At 43.8% G+C, this 22,980-nt stretch carries 29 protein-coding genes; 25 read left to right on the top strand and 4 right to left on the bottom strand.

Annotated elements, in window-relative coordinates; all coding sequences use genetic code 11:
- The first annotated feature begins 331 nt into the window (after positions 1–331).
- Together ACTNBF_RS03805 and ACTNBF_RS03810 are read left to right on the top strand one after the other, a co-directional pair.
- A complete protein-coding gene (locus ACTNBF_RS03805) occupies positions 332–835 on the top strand; it encodes a GNAT family N-acetyltransferase (protein ID WP_427819831.1) in 504 nt (167 codons plus the stop codon).
- A 6-nt stretch (positions 836–841) separates the two neighbouring features.
- Entirely contained in the window at positions 842–1,048 is a 207-nt protein-coding gene (locus ACTNBF_RS03810; protein ID WP_441088791.1) for a hypothetical protein, read from the top strand.
- A 245-nt stretch (positions 1,049–1,293) separates the two neighbouring features.
- On the opposite strand, the gene ACTNBF_RS03815 is transcribed toward ACTNBF_RS03810, so the two are convergent.
- The gene (locus ACTNBF_RS03815; protein ID WP_427806554.1) at positions 1,294–2,928 is read right to left on the bottom strand and encodes an ABC-F family ATP-binding cassette domain-containing protein; all 1,635 of its coding nucleotides are present in this window, start codon (positions 2,926–2,928) and stop codon (positions 1,294–1,296) included.
- 206 nt (positions 2,929–3,134) lie between these two features.
- On the opposite strand from ACTNBF_RS03815, the gene ACTNBF_RS03820 reads away from it, so the two are divergent.
- From ACTNBF_RS03820 to ACTNBF_RS03850, 7 genes are all read left to right on the top strand, one after another.
- Positions 3,135–4,883: an MATE family efflux transporter gene (locus ACTNBF_RS03820; RefSeq protein WP_441088792.1), complete on the top strand. Its 1,749-nt coding sequence runs from the start codon at positions 3,135–3,137 to the stop codon at positions 4,881–4,883.
- Positions 4,884–4,899: 16 nt separating this feature from the next.
- Positions 4,900–5,754 (top strand): class I SAM-dependent methyltransferase, encoded by an 855-nt coding sequence (locus ACTNBF_RS03825; protein WP_427806556.1) that lies wholly within the window; start codon positions 4,900–4,902, stop codon positions 5,752–5,754.
- 3 nt (positions 5,755–5,757) lie between these two features.
- Positions 5,758–6,372, top strand: coding sequence for a hypothetical protein (locus ACTNBF_RS03830; protein WP_441088793.1), 615 nt, complete (start codon positions 5,758–5,760; stop codon positions 6,370–6,372).
- Positions 6,369–8,003, top strand: coding sequence for a SpoIIE family protein phosphatase (locus ACTNBF_RS03835; RefSeq protein ID WP_441088794.1), 1,635 nt, complete (start codon positions 6,369–6,371; stop codon positions 8,001–8,003). Before ACTNBF_RS03830 ends, ACTNBF_RS03835 begins: the two co-directional genes overlap by 4 nt.
- A gap of 83 nt (positions 8,004–8,086) precedes the next feature.
- Positions 8,087–9,892 carry a bifunctional metallophosphatase/5'-nucleotidase gene (locus ACTNBF_RS03840; RefSeq protein ID WP_441088795.1) on the top strand — a complete coding sequence of 602 codons (1,806 nt, stop codon included), beginning with the start codon at positions 8,087–8,089 and terminating at the stop codon, positions 9,890–9,892.
- Between the two features lie 44 nt (positions 9,893–9,936).
- Complete coding sequence (locus ACTNBF_RS03845; protein ID WP_441088796.1) at positions 9,937–10,827, top strand: patatin-like phospholipase family protein; 891 nt, start codon at positions 9,937–9,939, stop codon at positions 10,825–10,827.
- Positions 10,817–11,287, top strand: a complete 471-nt coding sequence (locus tag ACTNBF_RS03850; RefSeq protein ID WP_427820515.1) for an acyl-CoA thioesterase — start codon at positions 10,817–10,819, stop codon at positions 11,285–11,287. The genes ACTNBF_RS03845 and ACTNBF_RS03850 overlap by 11 nt, the downstream gene beginning before the upstream one ends.
- Before the next feature lie 36 nt (positions 11,288–11,323).
- On the opposite strand, the gene ACTNBF_RS03855 is transcribed toward ACTNBF_RS03850, so the two are convergent.
- Positions 11,324–11,593, bottom strand: a complete 270-nt coding sequence (locus ACTNBF_RS03855; RefSeq protein WP_427806564.1) for a hypothetical protein — start codon at positions 11,591–11,593, stop codon at positions 11,324–11,326.
- Positions 11,475–12,041, bottom strand: a complete 567-nt coding sequence (locus tag ACTNBF_RS03860) for a hypothetical protein (protein ID WP_427806618.1) — start codon at positions 12,039–12,041, stop codon at positions 11,475–11,477. The genes ACTNBF_RS03855 and ACTNBF_RS03860 overlap by 119 nt, the downstream gene beginning before the upstream one ends.
- 227 nt (positions 12,042–12,268) lie before the next feature.
- Between ACTNBF_RS03860 and ACTNBF_RS03865 the strand changes: the two genes are divergently transcribed.
- Complete coding sequence (locus tag ACTNBF_RS03865; RefSeq protein ID WP_441017058.1) at positions 12,269–12,406, top strand: hypothetical protein; 138 nt, start codon at positions 12,269–12,271, stop codon at positions 12,404–12,406.
- A gap of 56 nt (positions 12,407–12,462) precedes the next feature.
- Here ACTNBF_RS03865 and ACTNBF_RS03870 read toward each other — a convergent pair whose 3' ends face one another.
- Positions 12,463–12,708: a chorion class high-cysteine HCB protein 13 gene (locus ACTNBF_RS03870; RefSeq protein ID WP_427806566.1), complete on the bottom strand. Its 246-nt coding sequence runs from the start codon at positions 12,706–12,708 to the stop codon at positions 12,463–12,465.
- 136 nt (positions 12,709–12,844) lie between these two features.
- On the opposite strand from ACTNBF_RS03870, the gene ACTNBF_RS03875 reads away from it, so the two are divergent.
- From ACTNBF_RS03875 to pgeF, 15 genes are all read left to right on the top strand, one after another.
- Positions 12,845–13,756 (top strand): S8 family peptidase, encoded by a 912-nt coding sequence (locus tag ACTNBF_RS03875; RefSeq protein ID WP_441017061.1) that lies wholly within the window; start codon positions 12,845–12,847, stop codon positions 13,754–13,756.
- A gap of 75 nt (positions 13,757–13,831) precedes the next feature.
- The gene (gene ylxM / locus ACTNBF_RS03880) at positions 13,832–14,176 is read left to right on the top strand and encodes a YlxM family DNA-binding protein (RefSeq protein WP_427806568.1); all 345 of its coding nucleotides are present in this window, start codon (positions 13,832–13,834) and stop codon (positions 14,174–14,176) included.
- A 1-nt stretch (position 14,177) separates the two neighbouring features.
- Positions 14,178–15,539 (top strand): signal recognition particle protein, encoded by a 1,362-nt coding sequence (ffh, locus tag ACTNBF_RS03885; protein ID WP_427806569.1) that lies wholly within the window; start codon positions 14,178–14,180, stop codon positions 15,537–15,539.
- Positions 15,540–15,614: 75 nt separating this feature from the next.
- Positions 15,615–15,860, top strand: coding sequence for a 30S ribosomal protein S16 (gene rpsP, locus ACTNBF_RS03890; RefSeq protein WP_427806570.1), 246 nt, complete (start codon positions 15,615–15,617; stop codon positions 15,858–15,860).
- Positions 15,861–15,883: 23 nt separating this feature from the next.
- Positions 15,884–16,114, top strand: a complete 231-nt coding sequence (locus ACTNBF_RS03895) for a KH domain-containing protein (protein ID WP_427806571.1) — start codon at positions 15,884–15,886, stop codon at positions 16,112–16,114.
- A gap of 80 nt (positions 16,115–16,194) precedes the next feature.
- Complete coding sequence (gene rimM, locus ACTNBF_RS03900; protein ID WP_441088797.1) at positions 16,195–16,710, top strand: ribosome maturation factor RimM; 516 nt, start codon at positions 16,195–16,197, stop codon at positions 16,708–16,710.
- Between the two features lie 16 nt (positions 16,711–16,726).
- Positions 16,727–17,485, top strand: coding sequence for a tRNA (guanosine(37)-N1)-methyltransferase TrmD (gene trmD, locus ACTNBF_RS03905; protein WP_427806573.1), 759 nt, complete (start codon positions 16,727–16,729; stop codon positions 17,483–17,485).
- Positions 17,486–17,570: 85 nt separating this feature from the next.
- On the top strand, positions 17,571–18,293 hold the full coding sequence (locus ACTNBF_RS03910) for an SIR2 family NAD-dependent protein deacylase (protein WP_427820537.1): 723 nt from the start codon (positions 17,571–17,573) through the stop codon (positions 18,291–18,293).
- 128 nt (positions 18,294–18,421) lie between these two features.
- Entirely contained in the window at positions 18,422–18,769 is a 348-nt protein-coding gene (rplS, locus tag ACTNBF_RS03915; RefSeq protein WP_427806574.1) for a 50S ribosomal protein L19, read from the top strand.
- Positions 18,770–18,860: 91 nt separating this feature from the next.
- The gene (gene lepB, locus ACTNBF_RS03920; protein ID WP_427820520.1) at positions 18,861–19,439 is read left to right on the top strand and encodes a signal peptidase I; all 579 of its coding nucleotides are present in this window, start codon (positions 18,861–18,863) and stop codon (positions 19,437–19,439) included.
- A gap of 19 nt (positions 19,440–19,458) precedes the next feature.
- Complete coding sequence (gene ylqF, locus ACTNBF_RS03925) at positions 19,459–20,319, top strand: ribosome biogenesis GTPase YlqF (RefSeq protein WP_427806576.1); 861 nt, start codon at positions 19,459–19,461, stop codon at positions 20,317–20,319.
- Positions 20,309–20,899, top strand: coding sequence for a signal peptidase I (gene lepB, locus ACTNBF_RS03930; protein WP_441088798.1), 591 nt, complete (start codon positions 20,309–20,311; stop codon positions 20,897–20,899). The genes ylqF and lepB (ACTNBF_RS03930) overlap by 11 nt, the downstream gene beginning before the upstream one ends.
- The gene (locus tag ACTNBF_RS03935) at positions 20,892–21,653 is read left to right on the top strand and encodes a ribonuclease HII (RefSeq protein WP_427820522.1); all 762 of its coding nucleotides are present in this window, start codon (positions 20,892–20,894) and stop codon (positions 21,651–21,653) included. The genes lepB (ACTNBF_RS03930) and ACTNBF_RS03935 overlap by 8 nt, the downstream gene beginning before the upstream one ends.
- Positions 21,654–21,730: 77 nt before the next feature.
- Positions 21,731–22,117 carry a YraN family protein gene (locus tag ACTNBF_RS03940; protein WP_441088799.1) on the top strand — a complete coding sequence of 129 codons (387 nt, stop codon included), beginning with the start codon at positions 21,731–21,733 and terminating at the stop codon, positions 22,115–22,117.
- Between the two features lie 2 nt (positions 22,118–22,119).
- A complete protein-coding gene (pgeF, locus tag ACTNBF_RS03945; protein ID WP_441017070.1) occupies positions 22,120–22,980 on the top strand; it encodes a peptidoglycan editing factor PgeF in 861 nt (286 codons plus the stop codon).

Below are 22,980 nucleotides of genomic sequence, written 5' to 3' on the forward strand. Positions count from 1 at the left end.
TTGTGATCGGTATAGGGATTATGACGGAGGCTTTATTACTTCTAGTATAACGTCCAGTTATTTTCGAGATGCTATATTAGTATTGTAATCTGTAGAGACGGAGTGTATAATTACAATTAATTTGAGAGAATTTGAAAGAGAAAGGTGAAAAGATGAGAAGATAATCGACGTTTGATACATTTCGTCCGACTATGCTTATTGTGGAACATGATGCTCGGTTTCGGAATAAAATTGCGGCAAAAGTGATTGATATGTAAAATGAATATTGAAAAAGCAGATCGAAAAGAGCATAATGGTAGGAAAATATTTACTCAATTTGGAGGAAGAGCGTATGATGAAGCTGGAATTGAAAAAATGGTCTATCGAGGATTCAGATGATCTGGTATCTATTTGTAATGCAGTAAGCAGAACGTATCTTTCAAACCGGTTGCCTTTCCCATATACGGAAGATAATGCAAAATGGTGGCTGGGTATGGTGGAAGAAAACGAAGGTTCAAATGGTATTTTTCGTTCCATTTCTGTGGATGATAAAATCGTTGGAAACATTTCGGTTGAAAGGAAAGATGACGTTTTCTGCAAAGATGCGGAAATTGGATATTTTCTACTGACGGAATACTGGTCAAAAGGAATTATGACAGAGGCAGTCCGGCAAATATGTCAAATTGCTTTTGATGAGCTTGATATTTTGCGGATCACCGGGCTGGTATATAATCCAAACAATGCATCCAAAAAAGTCCTTGAGAAAAATGGATTTGCAATGGAAGGCACGATGAAACAGGCCGTTGTGAAGGATGGGAGTATTTATGATCTCTGTATTTTGGGGAAACTGAGGTAGAATAGTATGGACAAAGAAATTCCATTCAAACACCCAGATAAACGGCGTGAGACCATTGATCATACTGTTGTGCTGCACCGAGTATTTGAATCGACATCTGCCAGCCAGAAAATACCGATACACGAATTATTTGCCGTTTGCCTGATTGCTGTCATCAATGAAGGAATCAAACTTACCAGCCGAAAAAGGAGAGAATACAATCACACAAAATAAAAATCCGTATTACTCCGTTATATTGAATGGTATTTCAGCTATCATACTCCCGTCTTTGAACTAGTCAGCCCCGCCCATCTGTCCCATCTATGCCAGGACCGTAAAAAACGCCGGCACTTGATGGCAGAAGCCGCACAAAATGCGGCGTCCTGGCATCATAGTACCGCTGCGTTTTTTCCCGAGCGAAAGCGTGTCCAGGTATAGACGGGACAGGTGGGCGGGGCGTCCCTTAGTCCAAATCCCCTCTAATCTTCATCATCCCCCGAAGCCGTATAAGTCTGACGTTTTCTCGCCATCTCATCGCTTGCAAGGTATTCATCATAAGTCGTGATCTTATCGATCATCTTACCTCCCGGCATAATTTCCATAATACGGTTTGCGGTAGTCTCAACGATCTGGTGGTCACGGGAAGCGAAGAGCAGTACTCCCGGGAATTTTTTCATTCCGTTGTTGAGTGCGGTAATTGCTTCCATATCCAGGTGGTCAGTCGGCTCGTCCAGAATCAGGACATTCGCACCGGAAATCATCATTTTCGAGAGCAGACAGCGCACTTTCTCGCCTCCGGAGAGCACTTTAACTTTCTTGACACCGTCTTCACCGGCAAAAAGCATTCTTCCGAGGAAGCCGCGTACATAGGTCACATCCTTGACTTCGGAATACTGTGTCAGCCATTCCACGATAGTGTCATCGTTGTCGAATTCTTTCCCGCTGTCTTTCGGGAAATACGCCTGCGAAGTGGTAACACCCCATTTATAGGTTCCCTCATCCGGTTCCATTTCTCCGATCAGGATCTGGAAGAGTACCGTTTTAGCAAATTCATTTCCACCGACAAATGCGACTTTATCGTCATGATTGAGTGTGAAAGAAATATTGTCCAGAATTTTCACACCGTCAATTGTCTTGGAAATTCCGTCGACTGTAAGCACTTCATTTCCGATCTCACGATTTGGCTTGAAATCGATATAAGGATATTTGCGGCTGGAAGGGCGGATCTCTTCAAGCTGAATCTTCTCCAACGCGCGCTTTCTGGAAGTCGCCTGACGGGATTTGGAAGCGTTGGCGCTGAATCGGGAAATGAATTCCTGTAATTCTTTGATTTTTTCTTCCTTTTTCTTGTTCGCTTCTTTCATCTGACGAATCAAAAGCTGACTGGATTCATACCAGAAATCATAGTTTCCGGCATAAAGCTGAATCTTTCCATAATCAATGTCTGCAATCTGTGTACAGACTTTATTCAGGAAATAACGGTCGTGGGATACAACAATCACAGTATTATCAAAGTTGATCAGGAATTCTTCCAGCCATGCGATCGCATCCAGGTCCAAATGGTTGGTCGGCTCGTCCAGAAGCAGAATATCCGGTGATCCGAACAGGGCTTGCGCAAGAAGTACTTTGACCTTCTGTGCACCGGTCAAATCCTTCATCAAAGTATAATGAAGCTCTGTCTCAATACCAAGTCCATTCAGAAGTGTAGCTGCATCGGATTCTGCCTCCCACCCGTTCAGCGTGGCAAATTCGGCCTCCAGCTCGCTTGCTTTGATTCCGTCTTCATCGGTAAAATCTTCTTTTGCATAGATGACTTCCTTTTCCTTCATGATCTCATAAAGGCGCGCATTTCCCATAATGACTGTGTCCAGAACCGGATACTGGTCATATTTAAAGTGGTCCTGCTGCAGGAATGACAGACGATCCCCCGGTGAAATGATTACTTCCCCGGAAGTCGGTTCAAGCTGTCCGGAAAGAATTTTCAAAAAGGTTGACTTTCCGGCTCCGTTCGCTCCAATCAGGCCATAGCAGTTTCCTTCCGTAAATTTAATATTTACATCTTCAAACAATGCCTTTTTCCCGACACGGAGCGTTACATTACTTGTGCTTATCATAAAGTTTAATCTCCTTCATATAAAAATATCTGATTTTAGGTAGTCCACGCATAATCGTAACATGCCTTGATGAATAACGCAAGTTAATTCATGCAGATTGTTCATATACCGTGAAAGAGGAAAATGACTTTCTTTTGTTGCAAAAAAACGTTTCCATTTCTAAACCAATATGATAAGATTATAGAAAAAGTAAACGTTCGGAGGAAATGAATATTATGACATACTCCAAAGAAATGGTAGATCTGAAATTTGCGAAAAGTGCATACTGGAATTTCCTTTTATGGGGGATCTGCTCTTCACTTGGAATGACGATATCGACCTTCGTTGATGCACTTCTGGTCGGAAATCTGGTCGGAAGCCAGGGGCTCGCCGTGACAAATCTTTCTACTCCGGTCTTTCTGGCATACGCATTGTTTGGGCTGACACTTGGAGTGGGTGCCAACGTATACATAGGGCGCCTGCTTGGTTCCTCCAATGTTGAAAAAGCAAACCGGGCTTTTCATTCTGTACTTGCAATTGGGCTTGGCATCAGTATCTGCTGTCTGATTCCTGCAGTTCTCCTTCGAAAGGAGCTGTTGGGGTTTTTGGGGGCAGGAGGAGAGTTGTATTCTCTCGCCGAACAATATTTGATTGTGGTATTTTGTTCTGCACCGGTTTTTATCATGTATCATATTCTTTCTGTTTCCGTGCGGACAGACGGTGACCCGAAACTTGCAGCATCAGCTTCCGCAGTCGTGATCTTGACGAATCTGACCTTGGATATTCTGTTTATGAAGGTGCTGAACCGGGGAATTATAGGAGCATCTTCTTCTTTATGTATTGCAGAAGGACTTGGTCTTATCGTACTGATGTCCCATTTCTTGAAAAAGCAGTCCTTGCTCCGGTTGGGACTTGTTACTCCGAGAATGAAGGAACTCCGCAATTTTGTTGTTAACGGATTTGGTGTGGGGTCGGCATATATTTTCCAGGGACTTATCATGCTTGTTTTTAATATGCTTCTATTATTATATGGCAAGGAACAAGGCGTTTTGCAGGTAGCGGTATTCGGAGTGATCTATACCATCAGCATGGCACCGTTCGCAGTATTTGACGGGGCCGGTAATGCGCTGGCAGTCGTGACCTCTATTTTTGCAGGCGAGCGGGACAGCGAAAGCATGATTGCGATCCTGCGTCAGGGTATGAAAGCAGCTGTGATCGCGGGAGGAATTTTCGGAATAATCTGTATCCTGTTTGCGAAAAATTTGGCCGGCTTTTTCGGCCTGGATCTGGCGGCGGTGCCATATGCAGAATCGGCAATCCGGATATTTGCATTCAGCATTATTTTCACAGGGATCAATATGGTAGCAACAGCCTTCTGGCAGGCAATCGGACGGGCGAAGCTGGCAGGTGCCATGTCCACATTGCGCAATTTTCTTCTGATGCTGATTATTGGAAGTCTGTTGATTGCCAGATGGCAGATCAAAGGACTTGCTCTTACTTATGTGTTGGTGGAAGGAATCGGCACGCTTTTTGTTGCAATCGTACATAAATATCAAAGTTCTTATCCTTATATAACCGAAAAATATCATGTAGTGGGACATGTCTTTGAAAATATTTATCCAATCCATGCCGAGAGTGTGGAACACATTTCTTCAGATCTGGATTCCGTTTGTGAGGAATGGGAAATCAGCCCGAAACAATCGTTTTTTATTCATTTTATTGCCGAAGAACTTCTACTCAACATCATTAAGTTCGGACTCAGGGAAAAAGGTGAAAAACGTTATGTTGCCATTAAGCTGCTGGAGAACGAAGACGAATATATCATTCGTATACGGGATAATGTCCATACATATAACCCTTTTGATTCCAGCGGGGATGAGATTGATAATGGTGTATTAAAACTGATCACAAAAAAAGCAAAATACTATTATTATCAGCGAAAACTTATTTTTAACTATTTATACTTAATAATATGATTTGGAGAATGGAATTGTGAATTGTAATTTTGTATTTCAGGATGACCAGGAACTGCACAGACTAACCGTACAGAACAGACTGCTCAGAGAGTATGAGCTTCCGGTTTTGCGACGGATTCTTTCCGGTAAATCCGATGTCCGGATTCTGGATATCGGCTGCAATGATGGTCACAAAACAGTAAACCTGTTTTCGGATTTTCCCGGTGTACAGGTAATCGGACTTGAATATCTCGAAGATCTGGCTGCAAGGGCAGTTTGCCTTCATGGGAATGATCATTTTACTTTTTGCCGGTGCGATGTGGAAGAACGTGATTTTGCACAGATCCTCACTGATGTAATGAAAACCAGAAAGATTGAGGCATTTGATGTGATCTATCTTTCTTTCGTACTGATGCATCTTGCCAATCCCCAAAAGCTACTTGTTATCCTTCAGCAATTTCTTGCCGAGGATGGGAGGGTGGTCATTGTCGAACCAAGTGACCGCACATCCAGGCTTGTTCCGGATGAAGAGGATCTGTTGGGAACGTTTCTGGAAATTCTATCCAGTGATCCGCTGGCCGGAAACAGAACCTGTGGATATGATCTTCCAAAGCTGCTTGCATCAAGCGGGTACCAAGATATAATTATAGAACAGGAAGCAATCTCCTGTAAACCGGAAGAACTTGCTAAAAAACAGGATATTTTTGAAACCTTTTTTTCCTATCTCCCGCAGGATCTGGATATTTTATGCGAGCAAAACCCGGAGAATCCCCAATATAAAGAATGGAAAACATGGATGGATCTTCATTATGAGACTTTAAAACAATCTGTTTGTCAGAAAAATGCAAAGATTTCCATGGGACTTCTGATCGTATCTTGTACCAGGAGGTAGTAGATGGAAAATATTTTAGTCGGAAAGGGACCGGAAAAAGAACGATTCTATTTAAAAGAGCTACAGGAAGAAGATTTGGATATGGCTGTCACGCTCTGTGACCGGTGCGTGGGTGTAAACCTATATCCAAGGAAAGAACTTGCTTCTGCAATTCAACGTAAAAATCATTTTTTTTATCTTCTTCTTACGTCAGACGGGAAAGCGGCGGGATATATTTATTTTTTTACCACTGTCATAAAGGAATTATCGACACGTGCCAGACTGCCGGAGGATCAAATCGCAGCAGTTTGTTCAAATAAGGAAGGGGTAATCGGAAACATTCAGTCAATTGGTGTCGCGGATTCTTTCCGCGGGAAAGGACTCTCTGTTTCTTTATTGGAGTTCAGCCTCAAAAATCTTGCAGAGCTCATGGCAGATACTGCATTTATTGTATGCTGGAAGATCGGGAAAAGAGTCCCGCTTCGCGCATCACTTGAAAAACTGGATTTCTGCTATCTCAGCGATGCGCATAAAGTCTGGTATGATCTTCCGGATTTAATCTGCCCGTATTGCGCAGGACGATGCAAATGCGACGCGGCGGTATACTATAAACCACTCACAAAGGAGGATGCACTATGAAAATGAAGCTGTTGCCTAAATTTATACTATCCCTTGGGGCAATGGGAGCCGTCTTAACTGTAACGATCTCTTTTTTCAGCTATGAAACGTCAAAAAAATCATTAGAAGAAATGTATGCGAAACAGGTGACGGTAGGAAGTGAAAGTATTGCTACGATGCTTTCAGTGGATGATGTCCGGGATATAATCGGTGAAAACGGCGATGAGACAGAAGCATATCGAGAAACGGAAGCGCTTTTCAATCAGTTAAAGGAAGACGGTGAGATTACTTATTTGTCTCTGGTGGTTCCGGATGAGGACAGCGTGACATTTTACATAGATGCAATGGTGAAAGAAATGGGAGATGATCCGGCAAATCAGATTCCATATGGTTCCGATATTCTGTATACGGATGCAGCTCAGGATGAAAAGGACCTGGAGAAATATGAACTGATCTGGGATCTCTATTCAGAGAATAAGGGAACAGACACACCGGTCATAACAGATAACTCTTATGGATACAACTATACTTCCGTTTCTCCGGTTCTGGATGAGAATGGAAATGCGATTGCGGAGATCCAATATATCCTTGATATGCAGAAGGTACGTGGGGAACTGAATTCTTTCCTTTATAAGATGCTGCTGATCGCTTTTCTGAATATCGTTGTTGTAATCATGCTTTACGTCGTATTTGTACGCAACAGTATTACAAAGCCGGTAAGTAAACTCGCTCTATTTACCAAAAAGGTCATAGAATCCGGAGAGTTTAACAGGCAACATATTGAAATGAAGACCGGGGATGAAATCGAAGATCTCGGTCACTCATTCAATTATATGCTTGAAGAACTGGAAATCTATATAGATAATCTTGCCAAAGTTACAGCTGAAAAGGAACGGATCGGTGCAGAACTGAGTGTGGCTACCCAGATTCAGGCGAGCATGCTTCCATGCATTTTCCCTGCGTTCCCGGATCGCCCTGAATTTGATGTCTATGCCACGATGCAGCCGGCAAAAGAAGTCGGGGGAGATTTTTATGATTTCTTCCTTGTGGATGAGGACCATCTTGCTCTTGTCATTGCTGATGTGTCCGGCAAAGGAGTTCCGGCAGCACTTTTCATGGTCATTGCCAAGACTTTGCTGAAGAATAGTGCACAGACCGGCGCTTCACCAAAAGAAATTCTGGAAAAGGTGAACAACCAGCTCTGTGAAAATAATGATGCAGAAATGTTCGTTACAGTATGGATTGGAATTCTGCAGATTTCCACAGGAAAGATTGTCTGTGCAAATGCAGGCCATGAATATCCGGCAATCCGCCATGCCGGAGGATGTTATGAACTCGTGAAAGATAAACATGGTTTTGTTCTGGCCGGAATGGAAGGTGCCAGATACCGTGAGTATGAGCTTCAGCTTAAACAGGGCGACGGCCTGTATGTATATACGGATGGTGTGGTCGAAGCGACCAATGCGAATCAGGAGCTTTACGGAACAGAACGGATGCTGGCCGCACTGAACATAAATCCTCATGCAATACCAGAAGAGCAGCTTCCTGCTGTGAAAGCAGATATTGATTCGTTTGTCGGAGATGCACCTCAGTTTGACGATATCACAATGCTTGGCCTGTATTATCGGGGACCGGCAGGAAACAGTCAATAAAAATGCTTCAGAATGGTCATAAACAGTTATATTCGGCCTGAGAATAAGGAGGAAACGATGAAAAAGAGACTACTGGCACTACTATGTGTGACGATTTTGGTTGGGAAAAGACATCGGACACCTGGTCTTTGACAGCATCCAAAAAGTTATCGGATACCAAAGTCTATTATGCGGACGGTGTCGTTTACAGCGATTATTTCTATGTATATGGCCTGATATTATTTAATAATGACTATGATGTTCTGTGGAACCGGGTAAGTGTAAATGAACTCATAGAGGAAGATCCTGTGGATCCGGGGAAAGAAGATCCGGGTACCGATCATCCCGGAACGATCACTCCGGATCCGGATGATAACATCATCATCAAGATTGTACACACGAATGACATTCATGCACGAGTGACCGACTCAAGTGAAGGAATCGGTGTAGAACGCCTTAAGACGATTATTGACAGCTGGACTTCAGATGCCGCAATGAGCACCGTGATCGATTCGGGAGATCTTTTTCACGGACAGCCGATCGCAACGCTGTCAAAAGGCGAATCCATAGCGAAAATTACAAAAGCACTGGGATACGATCTGATGACAGCGGGCAATCATGATTGGAGCTACGGAAAAGACAGGTTGAAAGAGCTGGCGGAAATGGCTGACATTGAAATGCTTTGCGGACATGAACATATCAATCTGGACGAGACCGTGACAACACCGGACGGAGGAACTGCATATGTGATCGAGAGTGGTTACTACCTGCAAAACGTCAGTCTTATCGAACTGGAATGCTTTACCGATGAAAATAACGAATTCAGCGGATTTGAGCTGACACACACCGTCCTCAATGAGGAAGATGCTGAAACCTATGCGAGGGATCCGGAAATGACAGCCCTATTGAATGAGATCAACGATGAACAGGAAGAAATCCTCAACACGGTAGTGGGACAGACACCGGAATATCTGGACGGAGACTGGTACAATCTGAGAATCGGAGAAACGAATCTGGGAAGAGTCGTGGCAGATGCTTATCTGCTGGAGACCGGAGCCGATGTAGCTTTTGAAAATGCAGGCGGTATCCGAGCTTCCATAAAAGCCGGTGATGTAACTTATGGGGATATCATCGGTGTCAGCCCTTATGGAAACTATATTGTAACAAAGAAGCTCATAGGTGCGCAGCTTCTTGACGTGTTTGAGACTTCACTTGACATCCAGGTTCAGTGTATTGAGGCATACGAAAGAGGAGATGACAGTGCATGGCCGTCATCCAGCGGGAGTTATCTTCAGTTTGGCGGTGTAACCGTGGAGTATGATCTGTCACAACCGGCAGGCAGCAGAGTCGTAAGTGCCAAAGTTCAGGGTGAACCGCTGGATCTTGAAAAGCTTTATACGGTTGCAACGAATAATTATGCCTCCGCATCCAATTATTATGACTCATTGGCAACTGCCGAAGAAACCGGTCAGTTCCGTGCATGTGACGAGGCACTGGTATCCTTCTTTGAGCAGGATGAAGAAGCCATTGCCAAGACTCTTTCTAACCAGGCTATGATTCCGGCAGAGAAATGTCAGCATACCGATACTGAAATACGGGATCAAAAAGATGCAAGCTGCACAGAAGAAGGATATACCGGAGATGTGTACTGTAAGAATTGTGGCGAGTTAATCGAAAGCGGAGAACCGATTTCGAAGACGTCTCATACATATAAAGACGGTATCTGTACCGTATGCAAGGCAAAGAATCCTTCTGCAAATCCGTCCGAAAAGGAAAAGACGGATACCCAGGCTTCCGCTGCCAGCCCTAAAACAGGTGATGAGAATCACGCGGGAGTATTCGGCGCGATGCTTCTTCTTTCAGCAATGACGATTGTGGCTTTTCGAAAGAAAAAAAGTATGGTATCATAGTCATTGATCAAATGAATTTAGTATAATTTGAAAGGGGCGATTTCTTGATTCAGGCAGGATTAGTATTAGAAGGCGGCGCGACGAGAGGAGTATTTACATCCGGAGCACTGGATTACCTGATGGAACAGGATCTATATTTTTCGAATGTGGTTGGTGTCTCTGCGGGTTCCTGCAATGCGGTCGATTATGTGTCAAAACAGATCGGACGAACGAGGGACTGTATGATCCACCAGGGAAAAGATTACAATTTTTACTATGGACTGAAGGGATTCGTAAAGGAGAGGAGTGTCCTGGATATGGATATGATCTTCAATAAATTTCCGAATGAACTGATACCGTTTGATTTCGATACTTTTTTCGAATCCGATATAAAATGTGAGATCGTAATAACAAATTGTGTTACAGGAAAAGCAGAATACAGGACCGAAGAAAGTGATCATGAAAGACTGATGAAATTATGCCGGGCCAGCAGCAGTATGCCACTTGTTTGTCCGATTGTCACACTGGACGGAGTTCCATATTTAGACGGAGGTCTTGCGGACTCTGTACCGATCCTCCATATGCAGAAACAGGGGATAAAGAAGAATGTTCTGATCTTGACACGGCCGAAAGGATATCGTAAAAAGCCGGTATCTAAGGGCCTCGCACGTGTCTACAAAAAGATGTACAGCAAATATCCGGAAGTGGTACGGACCTGCATCCTCAGAGCCAAACGCTATAACCAGACGATGGAATATATTGATAAACTGGAAGAAAAAGGAGATATTTTTGTCCTTCGGCCTCAGATGAAGCCGGTATCACGTCTTGAAAAGGATCAGGATAAACTGGCTGCTTTCTATGAACATGGTTATACGTTGATGAGAGAAATGCTTCCTGATATGCTGGAATACCTGGGAGAAGAAATGGAAGACGGGGATCGGAAAGATGACGAATAAGAAAATCTCAGATTCTATCGTAGAAACGATCCATATTGTGCGCCCACAGCATCTGAATTCTGTAGGGAGGCTGTTCGGTGGTGTCCTGATGCAGTGGATTGACGAGGTTGCCTGCCTTGTTGCAAAGCGTCATTCTCATACCGGGGTAACCACAGCTTCTGTGGATAATCTGAATTTTATCATGAGTGCGTATCAGAACGACGTACTGGTTCTTATTGGTAAAATAACATTTGCAGGACGGACATCCATGGAAGTACGTGTAGATACTTATAGAGAAGACATTGACGGAACAAGACATCCGATCAACCGTGCATACCTCACGATCGTTGCTCTGGATAAAAATGATCAGCCAACCGAGGTCCCGGGTTTGCTCATTGAGAGTCCGTCTGAGCAAATGGAATGGGAGAGCGCGAAAAAACGCAGAGAGATGCGGATCTTTCGGCGTCAGGAAGGGTTTTAATTGTCATGCATAAAAAAAGGTCCACTGGACCTTTTTTTAGTGCCTTTCCGGAGGCCCCCCGTTTTTCTGCATCATCTGAATCATCTGAACCATCCGGTCGATCTGCATTCTCTCCTCTTGTGACTTTCCTTCTTTTAGGAGATCAAGTATCAATGCGATTTCCTCCTGCGTGAACCGGATGCCCTTTTTATTCGCTCCTGTTATGAGTGTCATCATCACCGGAACCAGCGCTTTCCCGCTTTTTCCCTGAGTCTGCATCACTGCAGCTTTGATCAGTTCCAGTTTCACCGGATCGAGTTTCTTCATTGCAGGATCGTTCATCCATTCGTCCATTTGAATCCTTCCTTTCTGCCTGGAACGCATTCATCATTCCCATCATATCTGCCATGTCTGACATTCCGGAAGACTGCATCATTTCTTCCATATTTACAGACTGCATCATCTGCATCATTTCCACTGCCTGTTCCATATTATCAAACATTTCACAGGCCTCCTTGGTCAGATAAGGTCTTAGATCATCCATAAGAGTATGGATATCCAGCTTTTTTTGCCGCAGCCGCCTTCTGCGGCTATCATAATAAGGAGGTTGGAAATAGTAAATGGCATTCTGTAGTTCACTGAGTTTGGCATAAATACCAGCCATACGCTGTAAATCCGGCGGAAGATAGGGAATCATAAGCTTCATGGTCTGCAGCAACTCTGTTGTGACCATCAAGTCAAATGGTGTCATTTTAAGAGGCGGCTTTTTTTCCATATTCACTCCCCGGATACAACGTTATCAATATATATGATAAAAAGTAGCTTTTCAGAACCTCTTAAAAAAAGATAAGCCGATTCGTCGGCGATTTTACGAATATATGGAGAGAGATTATGTATAGTTACAATAAAATAGAAGTATTTCTTGTGAAAAGAGCATCATAGTAATTCAGCATATACTGATACTAAAGAAAGAAAGGACAGAATAATATGTATTCCAAAATCATGATTGATGGCAATTCCATTTATGAAATAGATGAAGAGTGTTTGAGGCAAAAGGAAAGAAAGAGACGAGAAAAAGAACAACAAAAAAGAGAAGAAAATCCAAAAAAGCAAAAGAATGTAAGAAACTTAACAAAATGAGTACACGTAATATAAGGGATGCCATATTAAGGCATCCCTTATAGTTTTATCTTAGTCTAGCATCCGCAGCCACAGTCCCAGTTGTTGTTTCCGTTACAGCAGAAAAGAAGAATCAAGATGATCCAAAGACAACTGTTGTTTCCGCAGTCATCTGAACGTCCGCTTCCGAATCCGCATCCGCCGCAGCAGAAGAGAAGAATGATGATCAGAAGGCAGGAAGAGATTCCACCTCTGTTACATCCGAACGTAGAAGCTGAATTTTCGCAGCCACAGCCGCAGTTTGTTGCACTTAAGTCACTCATGTTTATACCCTCCAACAGGTTTCTTTACACTTTATCATATGTATCAAGGCTTGCCAGTGTTTCGAAGAAAACAAACATTTTTTGACGTGTTTGAATATTCTATATTAAAGAAAGAATGACTCGAGGAAATCGATGTATGTATAACCTGAAAAGAAATGTACATTACTGGTGTCAAGATACAATTTCAGGAAACCTGACCGGGAAAGGGATCAATATCGCAATCCTGGATACCGGTATTGCACCTCATCCTGACCTGAAGGATCATATGATTGCCTGGAAAGATATGGTTCATAATAGAGAAAAGCCGTACGATGATAATGGACACGGCACACATGTATCCGGAATCCTGTCCGGAGATGGGCGGAGCAGCCGTAAGACCATATCGGGAATCGCGCCGGAATCCGGAATCATGGCAGTGAAAGTGTTGAACAGTAAAGGAGACGGAAGAATCGCTCATGTGATTGGAGGTATCCAATATATCTTAAAAGAACGAAACCGGTATCGAATAAGGATCGTCAACATTTCCATCGGAACAGCACCGCATCCGGGAAATGCAGATGAAGCAGAACTAGTGTCCTGGGTAGATCGGTTATGGGACGCAGGATTGGTTGTTGTCACCGCAGCCGGAAATCTGGGGCCGGACACCTGCAGTATCACCCTTCCCGGAATCAGCCGCAAAGTAATTACGGTTGGTTCTTGCCTGGGACAGTCATTTTCTAATGAAGTTCCTCAGCAGGCTCTCCTTTATTCCGGCTGTGGACCAACCGAAGAATGTGTCAAAAAACCGGATATCACAGCACCCGGAAACGGGATCTATTCCTGCAATTACCGCTATCCGGTGTACAGTCGAATGCCTTATCTCAAAAAAAGCGGTACTTCCATGGCAACTCCGGTTGTTTCCGGAAGTGTTGCGCTTCTTCTGGAAAAATATCCGGACATGAAGAACACTGAAGTGAAATTGCGTCTTTGGGACAGCTGTGATGATCTGGGACTTCCGGAAAACAGACAAGGACACGGGCAGATCAATATAACCAAATTACTTACGTAAAAAAATTTTAGATTGTCAAGAAAAAACACTTGACACCAAAACGGAAATATTATATGATATCCGAGGTGATAAGTGATGGATGAAATTCTGAAGCAAACATTATTATATGATTTTTACGGTGAACTTCTGACGGATCACCAAAAGGAGATCTATGAACAGGTTGTTCTGGAAGATTATTCGCTGAGTGAGATTGCGAAGGATGCAGGGATCAGCCGCCAGGGTGTGCATGATATGATCAAGCGTTGTAACAAGACACTGGAAGGTTATGAAGAAAAGCTGCATCTTGTGGAGAAGTTCATGTTTATCAAACAGAAAGTTCATGAGATCAATTTATTACTGGAAGATTACGAGGATCAGAATGAGGCTGAACTGATACAGAAAGTCAGAAAGCTCTCAGGCGAGATTATAGAGGAGTTATGATATGGCATTTGACAGCTTAACTGAAAAACTTCAAAATGTATTCAAGAACCTGAGAAGCAAAGGTCGTCTTACGGAAGACGATGTCAAGACCGCACTCAGAGAAGTGAAGATGGCGCTCCTTGAGGCGGATGTGAATTTCAAAGTGGTAAAGAAATTCGTGAAAGATGTTCAGGAACGTGCAGTAGGACAGGACGTGATGAATGGCCTGAACCCGGGGCAGATGGTGATCAAGATCGTAAATGAAGAACTGGTAAATCTGATGGGATCCGAGACAACCGAGATCAAGCTCCAGCCGGGCAGCGCGAAGACAGTCATTATGATGGCAGGTCTTCAGGGTGCTGGTAAGACGACAACGGCGGCAAAGCTCGCCGGTAAGTTCAAACTCAAGGGCAAGAAACCACTTCTGGTCGCATGCGATGTTTATCGTCCTGCTGCGATCAAGCAGCTGCAGATCAACGGGGAAAAGCAAGGCGTGGAAGTTTTTTCCATGGGCGAGAATCAGAAACCTGCGAACATTGCCAAGGCTGCGTTGGAACATGCAGCGAAGAACGGCAACAATCTGATCATTCTGGATACAGCCGGACGTCTTCATGTAGACGAAGATATGATGGCGGAGCTTCAGGAAATCAAGAAAACCGTGGAAGTGCATCAGAGTATTCTGGTTGTGGATGCGATGACCGGTCAGGATGCCGTCAATGTAGCGGATCAGTTCAATAAACAGATCGGGATCGACGGTGTGATCGTTACGAAGCTCGACGGTGATACCCGTGGCGGTGCGGCGCTTTCTATTAAAGCCGTGACCGGATGTCCGATTCTCTATGTCGGCATGGGTGAGAAACTTTCAGATCTGGAACAGTTTTACCCGGATCGAATGGCATCACGTATACTCGGTATGGGCGATGTGCTAAGCCTGATTGAAAAGGCAGGTCAGGAAATCGATGAAGACCAGGCCAAGAAGATGACCGAGAAGCTCAAGAAGGCACAGTTCGATTTTGATGATTATCTGGAAAGTATGAAACAGATGCGTAAGATGGGCGGTTTCGGAAATGTAATGAGCATGCTTCCGGGACTGGGAGCGATGGGCGGCAAAGGAAAGATGCCGGATATCGATTCCGACGAAGCGGAGCGTAAAATGGCCCGTGTGGAGGCAATCATTTACTCTATGACTCCTGCAGAGAGAAGCAACCCGGATCTTTTGAATCCTTCCAGAAAGCGAAGAATTGCAGCCGGAGCAGGTGTGGACATTGCCGAAGTAAATCGCACAGTCAAGCAGTTTGACCAGATGCGCAAAATGATGAAACAGTTCCCGGGAATGATGGGAGGAAAAGGCGGAAAACGAGGCAAATTCAGAATGCCGTTCTAGCCGTTATCAGAAGATATATACGCCTTGTGCGTTTATATACACAATATTAGAAAATAATTCAGGAGGTGACATAAAATGGCAGTAAAAATCAGATTAAAAAGAATGGGACAGAAGAAGGCTCCTTTCTATAGAATCGTTGTAGCTGATGCAAGATCTCCAAGAGACGGAAAGTTCATCGAAGAAATCGGAACTTATGATCCGAATCAGGATCCGAGCGTATTCAAGGTAGATGAAGAAGCAGCTAAGAAATGGTTAAACAACGGTGCTCAGCCTACAGAAGTAGTTGGAAAGATTTTTAAAGCAGCAGGTATTGAGAAATAGGCTGCTTCGCGGAGGTGCGAGTGATGAAAAATTTAGTAGAAGTAATTACGAAAGCACTTGTGGACAATCCGGAAGGCGTTGTAGTTACCGAGAAACAGGAAGGCAAGACAACCGTTATCGAAGTGCATGTATCCGACAATGATATGGGCAAGGTAATCGGTAAGCAAGGCCGTATTGCAAAAGCAATCCGTTCCGTTGTTAAAGCAGCTGCGGCAAAAGAAGACAAAAAAGTTGTAGTTGAAATTATGCAATAATAACCGTAAGAAAATGAACGCAGGTAAGGTTTTATCTGCGTTTTCTTTTCGTAATCAACATGAAAGCAAGGGAGAAAACGATGCAGCAAAATGAATATTTACAAGTAGGCGTCATCACCTCGACCCATGGTATACGCGGAGAAGTAAAGGTGTTTCCGACAACCGACGATCCGTCACGCTTTGAAGACTTGAAAGAAGTCGTTCTGGATACCGGTAAAGAATACCGGAAACTCGCAATCGAAGGTGTAAAATATTTCAAACAATTCGTAATCCTTAAATTTAAAGGAATCGATAATATAAATGATATAGAAAAATATCGAAAGATGCCCCTTCTGGTGTCAAGAGAAGACGCTGTAGAACTGGAAGATGACGAATACTTTATGGCTGATATTCTGGAAATGGATGTATATACAGATGGGGGAAAATTTTTCGGAACGCTTACAGATATCTTGGAGACGGGCGCCAATGATGTGTATGTGATCGACACCAAAGAACACGGAGAAGTGCTGATCCCTGCGATTAAAGACTGCATTCTGGATGTGAATACCGAAGAAAATAAAATGACGATTCATCTGATGGACGGATTGATTTCATAGGACAGGAGAAAAACGTATGAGATTTCACATTATGACTTTATTTCCGGATATGGTATTAAATGGTCTGAATACGAGCATCATCGGACGTGCAGCCGAGAAAGGAATTCTCCAGATTGAAGCCTGGAATATCCGGGATTATGCGTTTAACAAACACAACAGTGTCGATGATTATCCTTACGGTGGCGGTGCGGGAATGTTGATGCAGGCAGAACCGGTTTTTCAGACTTATAAGGCAATCTGCGGTGAAATCGGGGCTTCCGATGACAAGAAACCGCGCGTTGTCTATCTATCACCCCAGGGCAGACCGTTCAACCAGTCCATGGCAGAAGAATTTTCCAAAGAGGAAGAACTGATCCTTCTCTGTGGCCATTATGAAGGAATTGATGAACGAGTTCTGGAAGAGATCGTAACAGATTATGTATCGGCAGGCGATTATGTTCTGACCGGAGGCGAGCTCCCCGCTATGATGATGGTGGATGCCATATCCAGACTGATTCCGGGAGTCCTTCACAATGATGTGTCAGCAGAATTTGAAAGCTTTCAGGATCATCTCCTGGAATATCCGCAGTATTCCAGACCGGAAGTATGGCACGACAAGCAGGTACCTCCGATCCTCCTTTCCGGTCATCATGCAAACGTAGAAAAATGGCGCAGAGAACAATCCGTAATCCGAACTGCCAAATGGAGACCGGATCTTCTGAAACATGCACTCTTAACAGAAGATGAGTGGAAAATTGCCAGAGAAATACGTGATAAAAAGAAAATAAACGAATAAATAATCTACTTGGCTGTAAACAGTATCATATGGTATAATATTTTCAGGTATAATTCTTTGTGTCTGGAAAGGGGGACTCTATATGATGGAACAGAAAATAGAGAGTCTGAAACGTGCATTAAAAGAAAGTAAATACACGGTAGCACTCTGCGGTTCCGGTATTCTGGAAGAGGAAGGGTACATGATGCTCAAAAAGCCGGAGAGAGCTTATGATATCGAAACCCGATATGGTGTGTCACCGGAATACATTTTTTCTGATGGGTATTACAGCACAAGACCTGATAAATTTTTTGAATTTTACAGGAATGAAGTGCTCCTGGATATTGAGCCGGGAGATTCTCCGAGAAAACTGGCAGAACTTGAAAGAGCCGGAATGATCGACTGTATTGTAACGAGCAATATTTACAACCTGTCAGTGCGTGCAGGATGCAGAAATGTCGTCAATCTGCACGGAAATATTTACGATAACAAATGCCCGCACTGCGGAAGAAGTTATTCGGTCGATTATATAAAAAATACCGTCAAAGTTCCTCGATGTGAGAGCTGTGGATCCGTGATCCGGCCCATGGTATCGCTTTTCGGAGATATGCTGGACGGACAATTGATTGCCAGAACAGCTACAGAGCTTGAAAAGGCAGATGTTCTTCTGATTCTTGGAACTACACTGGATTCTGAAGTATTTCATAATTATGTAAAATACTTTGACGGAAGCCGACTTATCGTCGTTCATAAGGAACCACATCTGAAAGACAGATACGCAGACCTGGTTATTTGTGATGACCCGAAAAATGTGTTGAATGCACTATGATTTCACAAAAAACCCTTGCATCCTTTGCTGTGTTGTGGTAAAATGTAGCATGTTGTGAGAAGAAAGAGATGGTCCTCTGGTACGAATTACGTATTTATGAACGTCAAAATATGAAGGAGGTCACACATATGAACGAAATTATTAAAAACATTGAAGCAGCACAGTTAAAAGCAGATGCTCCGGAATTCAGAGTTGGTGATACTGTAAAAGTATACGGTAAAATCAAAGAAGGAAACCGTGAAAGAATTCAGGTTTTTGAAGGAACTGTTTTAAAAAGACAGGGCGGCGGAGCAAGAGAAACATTTACAGTAAGAAAGAATTCTAACGGAATCGGTGTTGAGAAGACATGGCCGCTGCACTCACCAAACGTAGAAAAAGTAGAAGTTGTTCGTAAAGGTAAAGTAAGACGTGCAAAACTGAACTACTTAAGAGATCGTGTAGGTAAGAGAGCAAAAGTAAAAGAGTTAGTAAAATAGTAAATGCTTTAGAGGGACAAATACAAATGGGTACTTGTCCCTTTTTCACACTATAGAATAGGATTTCTGATATTTACAAAAGGGGAGAACTATGCACAGAGATTTGCAATTCGGGAAAGAGACGAAAAGGCGGGCCAGTTTTGAATGGGTTCCGGGAGCTTTGAAATGGCTTCTGCAGATCATCATCGTATGTTTTATGGCGTTTGTATTTGTGTGGTATTTCGGACAGCGAGTCAGCAACATCGGGGATTCCATGAGTCCGATCATTAAGAACGGGGATATCGTTCTGGTAAATCGCATTCTCTACGACGCAAGTACACCCAAAAGAGGAGATGTGATCGTATTCAAACCGAACGGGAATGAAATGCTTCATTCATACATTAAGCGAATCATTGCACTTCCCGGTGAGACGGTGAAAATCGAAGAAGGAAAGATATTCGTTAATGGGAAAGAGCTGGAAGAGGAATATGAAACCAGTGCAATTGTCGATGCCGGGCTTGCGTCTGAAGAAATCACGCTTGCAGGAGATGAATTCTTCGTACTGGGAGACAACCGCGAGAGCAGTACAGACAGCAGAATGCCTGAAATCGGTAATGTGAAACGTTCTGAAATCGAGGGAAAGGCATGGTTTATCATAACCCCCGGGAAGCGTTTTGGATGGATAGAATAGAAAGAAGTGAGGATGAAGTATGAATTTTCAATGGTATCCTGGACATATGACAAAGGCAAGAAGGATGATGCAGGAGAATATCAAATTGATCGATCTGGTAATCGAACTTGTGGATGCAAGAATCCCCATGAGCAGCCGGAATCCGGATATTGACGAACTGGGACGAGGCCGTGCCAGACTGATCCTTCTAAATAAAAGTGATCTTGCAGATGACAGATGCACAGATGAATGGGTAGCATATTTTAAAGGAAAAGGATATTCAGTTGTAAAAGTAAATTCGAGAAAAGGCGGCGGAATGAAAAGCATTCAGAATGTGATTCAGGAAGCGTGCCGTGAAAAGATCGAGCGGGACCGGAAACGAGGAATTTTAAACCGTCCGGTTAGAGCTATGGTTGTCGGAATTCCGAACGTCGGAAAATCTACATTTATTAATTCTCTTGCCGGAAAGGCCTGCGCCAAAACCGGAAACAAACCGGGAGTCACAAAGGGAAAACAGTGGATACGCCTGAACAAAAACGTCGAGCTTCTCGACACACCGGGAATCCTCTGGCCGAAATTTGAAGACCAGACAGTAGGTCTCCGACTGGCTTTAATTGGCTCCATTAAAGATGAAATCATGAATATTGAAGAACTGGCAGCTGAACTTTGCGGATTCATGAAGAAAGAATATCCCGGAAGATTAGCTGAAAAATATGCGGTAGATGAAGTGGAAGATAATTATCAGATGCTGGAACAAATTGCAGAAAGCCGTCATTGTCTGGTTCGCGGGAATGAACTTGACACGAAAAAAGCAGCTTCCATGCTTCTGGATGATTTCAGGAATGGTAAGATCGGACCGCTTACGCTTGAATTTGTAAAGGAGTATGAACATGAATCATAATACAGAGCAGGAACTCGTTAACGCAGCGGATACTGTTAAAAAAACTTCCGGTTTCTGGAAAGAACTGGGCAGCTGGATCCTTTATTTTTTATTTGTCATCGTAATCACATATCTGATTATTACATTTGTCGGTCAGCGCACCAAAGTTGACGGACATTCCATGGAACCGGCGTTAAGCAATGGAGATAATCTGATCGTAGACAAGCTGTCCTTCCGATTCCGTGATCCGCAGCGGTATGAAGTAATCGTATTCCCATACCAGTACGCGGAAAATACATATTATATCAAACGCATCATCGGGCTCCCGGGCGAAACTGTCCAGGTGAAGGACGGAGCCGTATATATCAACGGTGAACAGCTGGACGAACATTTCGGAGCCGAGCCGATGGTAAATGCCGGAATTGCGGCGGAGCCGATTACGTTGGGTGAAGATGAGTATTTTGTATTGGGAGATAACAGAAATCACAGCAGCGACAGCCGGGAACCAAGCGTCGGTGTCTTAAAACGAGACCAGCTCATAGGGCGTGCATGGGTTCGGATCTATCCGTTCAACAAAATCGGAGTGGTAAATCATGGATAAGAAAAGCATCAGAGAAATTGAAGAAGAATTCAAACAGACTACGGGGGACCGAAATGCGCTTTATTTGCGTTATGCTGATGATGACCGCGCCGGAGTCATTCGCCTGATTGCGAAATACAGGAAACAGGATGAGAAATGTAAAAAAGAACAGGATCGCCTGGAGGCGATGTGCTGTTATGAGAAGGAATACAGCAGCTACGGCATAGTATGCGGTATCGACGAAGCCGGAAGAGGACCACTGGCAGGTCCGGTCGTTGCCGGTGCGGTGATTCTTCCGAAAGATTGCCGCATCCTATATCTGAACGATTCCAAACAGCTTTCTGCTAAGAGAAGAGAATGTCTTTACGATGAGATCATGGAGAAAGCGATTTCGGTCGGTGTCGGTATGGCAAGCCCGGCAAGAATCGATGAGATTAATATTCTTCAGGCAACTTATGAAGCAATGCGTAAGGCAATCGACAATCTGAACTGCGTACCGGATGTCCTGCTCAATGACGCCGTTACCATACCTGAAGTTTCTATCAGACAGGTGCCGATCATCAAGGGGGACGCAAAAAGCCTTTCCATAGCCGCAGCAAGCGTCATTGCGAAGGTCACAAGGGACCGGCTCATGATCCAATACGATGAAGTGTTTCCGGAATATGGTTTTAAGGATCACAAAGGATACGGATCCGCCGCACATATCGAAGTGTTGAAACGTCTCGGTCCGACACCGATCCACCGACAGACATTCATTAAAAATTTTTTTGACTGATCCGCTAGAAAGAGAGCGGCGTGATCAGCTATCTGAACACACAGGTTGTACTTACGGGAAACCAGATCTGATGCGATATGAACATACAAAAGGGACACAGAAATCATCATTCAAACAGACGAAGAACAGGAGCTGATTATGAACTCCTTGCAGGAGATTTTCTGAAAAAGCAGGGTTATCGGATCCTTCAGTATAATTTTCGCTGCAGAAACGGCGAGATTGATATCATCGCAGAAAACGGATGTGATTTGATATTCTGTGAAGTGAAATACCGAAGTGGTTCCCAATCTGCGATTCCGCTTGAAGCGGTGCATCCAGAAAAGCAGCGCCGGATTTCCAAAACGGCACTGTATTATCTTACAAAGACGAATCAGACAGAACGATTCTGCAGATTTGACGTGATCGGAATTACGGATCAGGAAATAACTTGGGTAAAAAATGCATTTGATTTTACAGGAGTGTAAGAATGAAAATAGGATTACATTATAAAGATAACAGAAAGGTATTTGAAGAAAAAGAAATCGAACAGGTTCCTTTCCTTCAGTATCCGCTTTTTGAAAATACGAACATCGTGAATCACGGGATTTCTACACGTCTTGGTGGTGTAAGCAAAGGAATCTACGCGACAATGAATCTCAGCTATACCCGTGGTGACGCGGAGGAGAATGTGCGTGAAAACTATCGCAGAATCGGAAAGGCAATTGGCGTTGATCCTGCCCGTATGGTTTGTTCACGCCAGACACATACTACCAATGTCCGGATTGTGACGGAAGCAGATGCCGGAAAAGGAGTGACGAGAGAGCGGGATTATGATAATGTGGATGGCCTTGTGACCAATATCCCCGGCATCTGCCTTGTAACGTTCTATGCAGACTGTGTTCCGCTTCTTTTTGTTGATCCGGTCAAACGTGTCATCGCATCCAGTCATTCTGGGTGGAGGGGAACTGCCGCGAGGATGGGTCAGGTAACCGTAGATATCATGCGAAGCAAATTCGATTGCAGGCCGGAAGATATTCTTGCGGCAGTCGGGCCTTCCATCTGTCAGGATTGCTATGAAGTAAGTGAAGATGTCATTCAGAAATTTCAGAACGCATTTGATGAAGCAGACTGGAATGATCTATATGATCGAAAGGAGAACGGAAAATATCAGCTGAATCTATGGAAAGCAAATGAGATTGTGCTTCTTCAGGCCGGCATTTTACCGGAGCATCTGGCCGTGACGAATCTCTGTACCTGCTGTAATCCGGATCTTCTGTTTTCACACCGTGCATCGAATGGAAAACGAGGAAATCTGGCAGCATTTCTTGCATTAAAGGAGGAGCAATAG

This window comes from Bariatricus sp. HCP28S3_A4, assembly GCF_052066395.1.
GTDB lineage: Bacteria > Bacillota > Clostridia > Lachnospirales > Lachnospiraceae > Allocoprococcus.

What these genes read in the sequence shown, in the direction of transcription:
- ACTNBF_RS03805 (WP_427819831.1), top strand. Translation starts at nt 332, where the DNA reads ATGATGAAGCTGGAATTGAAAAAATGGTCTATCGAGGATTCAGATGAT.
- ACTNBF_RS03810 (WP_441088791.1), top strand. Translation starts at nt 842, where the DNA reads ATGGACAAAGAAATTCCATTCAAACACCCAGATAAACGGCGTGAGACC.
- ACTNBF_RS03815 (WP_427806554.1), bottom strand. Translation starts at nt 2,928, where the DNA reads ATGATAAGCACAAGTAATGTAACGCTCCGTGTCGGGAAAAAGGCATTG.
- ACTNBF_RS03820 (WP_441088792.1), top strand. Translation starts at nt 3,135, where the DNA reads ATGAATATTATGACATACTCCAAAGAAATGGTAGATCTGAAATTTGCG.
- ACTNBF_RS03830 (WP_441088793.1), top strand. Translation starts at nt 5,758, where the DNA reads ATGGAAAATATTTTAGTCGGAAAGGGACCGGAAAAAGAACGATTCTAT.
- ACTNBF_RS03835 (WP_441088794.1), top strand. Translation starts at nt 6,369, where the DNA reads ATGAAAATGAAGCTGTTGCCTAAATTTATACTATCCCTTGGGGCAATG.
- ACTNBF_RS03840 (WP_441088795.1), top strand. Translation starts at nt 8,087, where the DNA reads ATGTGTGACGATTTTGGTTGGGAAAAGACATCGGACACCTGGTCTTTG.
- ACTNBF_RS03850 (WP_427820515.1), top strand. Translation starts at nt 10,817, where the DNA reads ATGACGAATAAGAAAATCTCAGATTCTATCGTAGAAACGATCCATATT.
- ACTNBF_RS03855 (WP_427806564.1), bottom strand. Translation starts at nt 11,593, where the DNA reads ATGAAGAAACTCGATCCGGTGAAACTGGAACTGATCAAAGCTGCAGTG.
- ACTNBF_RS03860 (WP_427806618.1), bottom strand. Translation starts at nt 12,041, where the DNA reads ATGGAAAAAAAGCCGCCTCTTAAAATGACACCATTTGACTTGATGGTC.
- ACTNBF_RS03865 (WP_441017058.1), top strand. Translation starts at nt 12,269, where the DNA reads ATGATTGATGGCAATTCCATTTATGAAATAGATGAAGAGTGTTTGAGG.
- ACTNBF_RS03870 (WP_427806566.1), bottom strand. Translation starts at nt 12,708, where the DNA reads ATGAGTGACTTAAGTGCAACAAACTGCGGCTGTGGCTGCGAAAATTCA.
- ACTNBF_RS03875 (WP_441017061.1), top strand. Translation starts at nt 12,845, where the DNA reads ATGTATAACCTGAAAAGAAATGTACATTACTGGTGTCAAGATACAATT.
- ylxM (WP_427806568.1), top strand. Translation starts at nt 13,832, where the DNA reads ATGGATGAAATTCTGAAGCAAACATTATTATATGATTTTTACGGTGAA.
- ffh (WP_427806569.1), top strand. Translation starts at nt 14,178, where the DNA reads ATGGCATTTGACAGCTTAACTGAAAAACTTCAAAATGTATTCAAGAAC.
- rpsP (WP_427806570.1), top strand. Translation starts at nt 15,615, where the DNA reads ATGGCAGTAAAAATCAGATTAAAAAGAATGGGACAGAAGAAGGCTCCT.
- ACTNBF_RS03895 (WP_427806571.1), top strand. Translation starts at nt 15,884, where the DNA reads ATGAAAAATTTAGTAGAAGTAATTACGAAAGCACTTGTGGACAATCCG.
- rimM (WP_441088797.1), top strand. Translation starts at nt 16,195, where the DNA reads ATGCAGCAAAATGAATATTTACAAGTAGGCGTCATCACCTCGACCCAT.
- trmD (WP_427806573.1), top strand. Translation starts at nt 16,727, where the DNA reads ATGAGATTTCACATTATGACTTTATTTCCGGATATGGTATTAAATGGT.
- ACTNBF_RS03910 (WP_427820537.1), top strand. Translation starts at nt 17,571, where the DNA reads ATGGAACAGAAAATAGAGAGTCTGAAACGTGCATTAAAAGAAAGTAAA.
- rplS (WP_427806574.1), top strand. Translation starts at nt 18,422, where the DNA reads ATGAACGAAATTATTAAAAACATTGAAGCAGCACAGTTAAAAGCAGAT.
- lepB (WP_427820520.1), top strand. Translation starts at nt 18,861, where the DNA reads ATGCACAGAGATTTGCAATTCGGGAAAGAGACGAAAAGGCGGGCCAGT.
- ylqF (WP_427806576.1), top strand. Translation starts at nt 19,459, where the DNA reads ATGAATTTTCAATGGTATCCTGGACATATGACAAAGGCAAGAAGGATG.
- lepB (WP_441088798.1), top strand. Translation starts at nt 20,309, where the DNA reads ATGAATCATAATACAGAGCAGGAACTCGTTAACGCAGCGGATACTGTT.
- ACTNBF_RS03935 (WP_427820522.1), top strand. Translation starts at nt 20,892, where the DNA reads ATGGATAAGAAAAGCATCAGAGAAATTGAAGAAGAATTCAAACAGACT.
- ACTNBF_RS03940 (WP_441088799.1), top strand. Translation starts at nt 21,731, where the DNA reads ATGAACATACAAAAGGGACACAGAAATCATCATTCAAACAGACGAAGA.
- pgeF (WP_441017070.1), top strand. Translation starts at nt 22,120, where the DNA reads ATGAAAATAGGATTACATTATAAAGATAACAGAAAGGTATTTGAAGAA.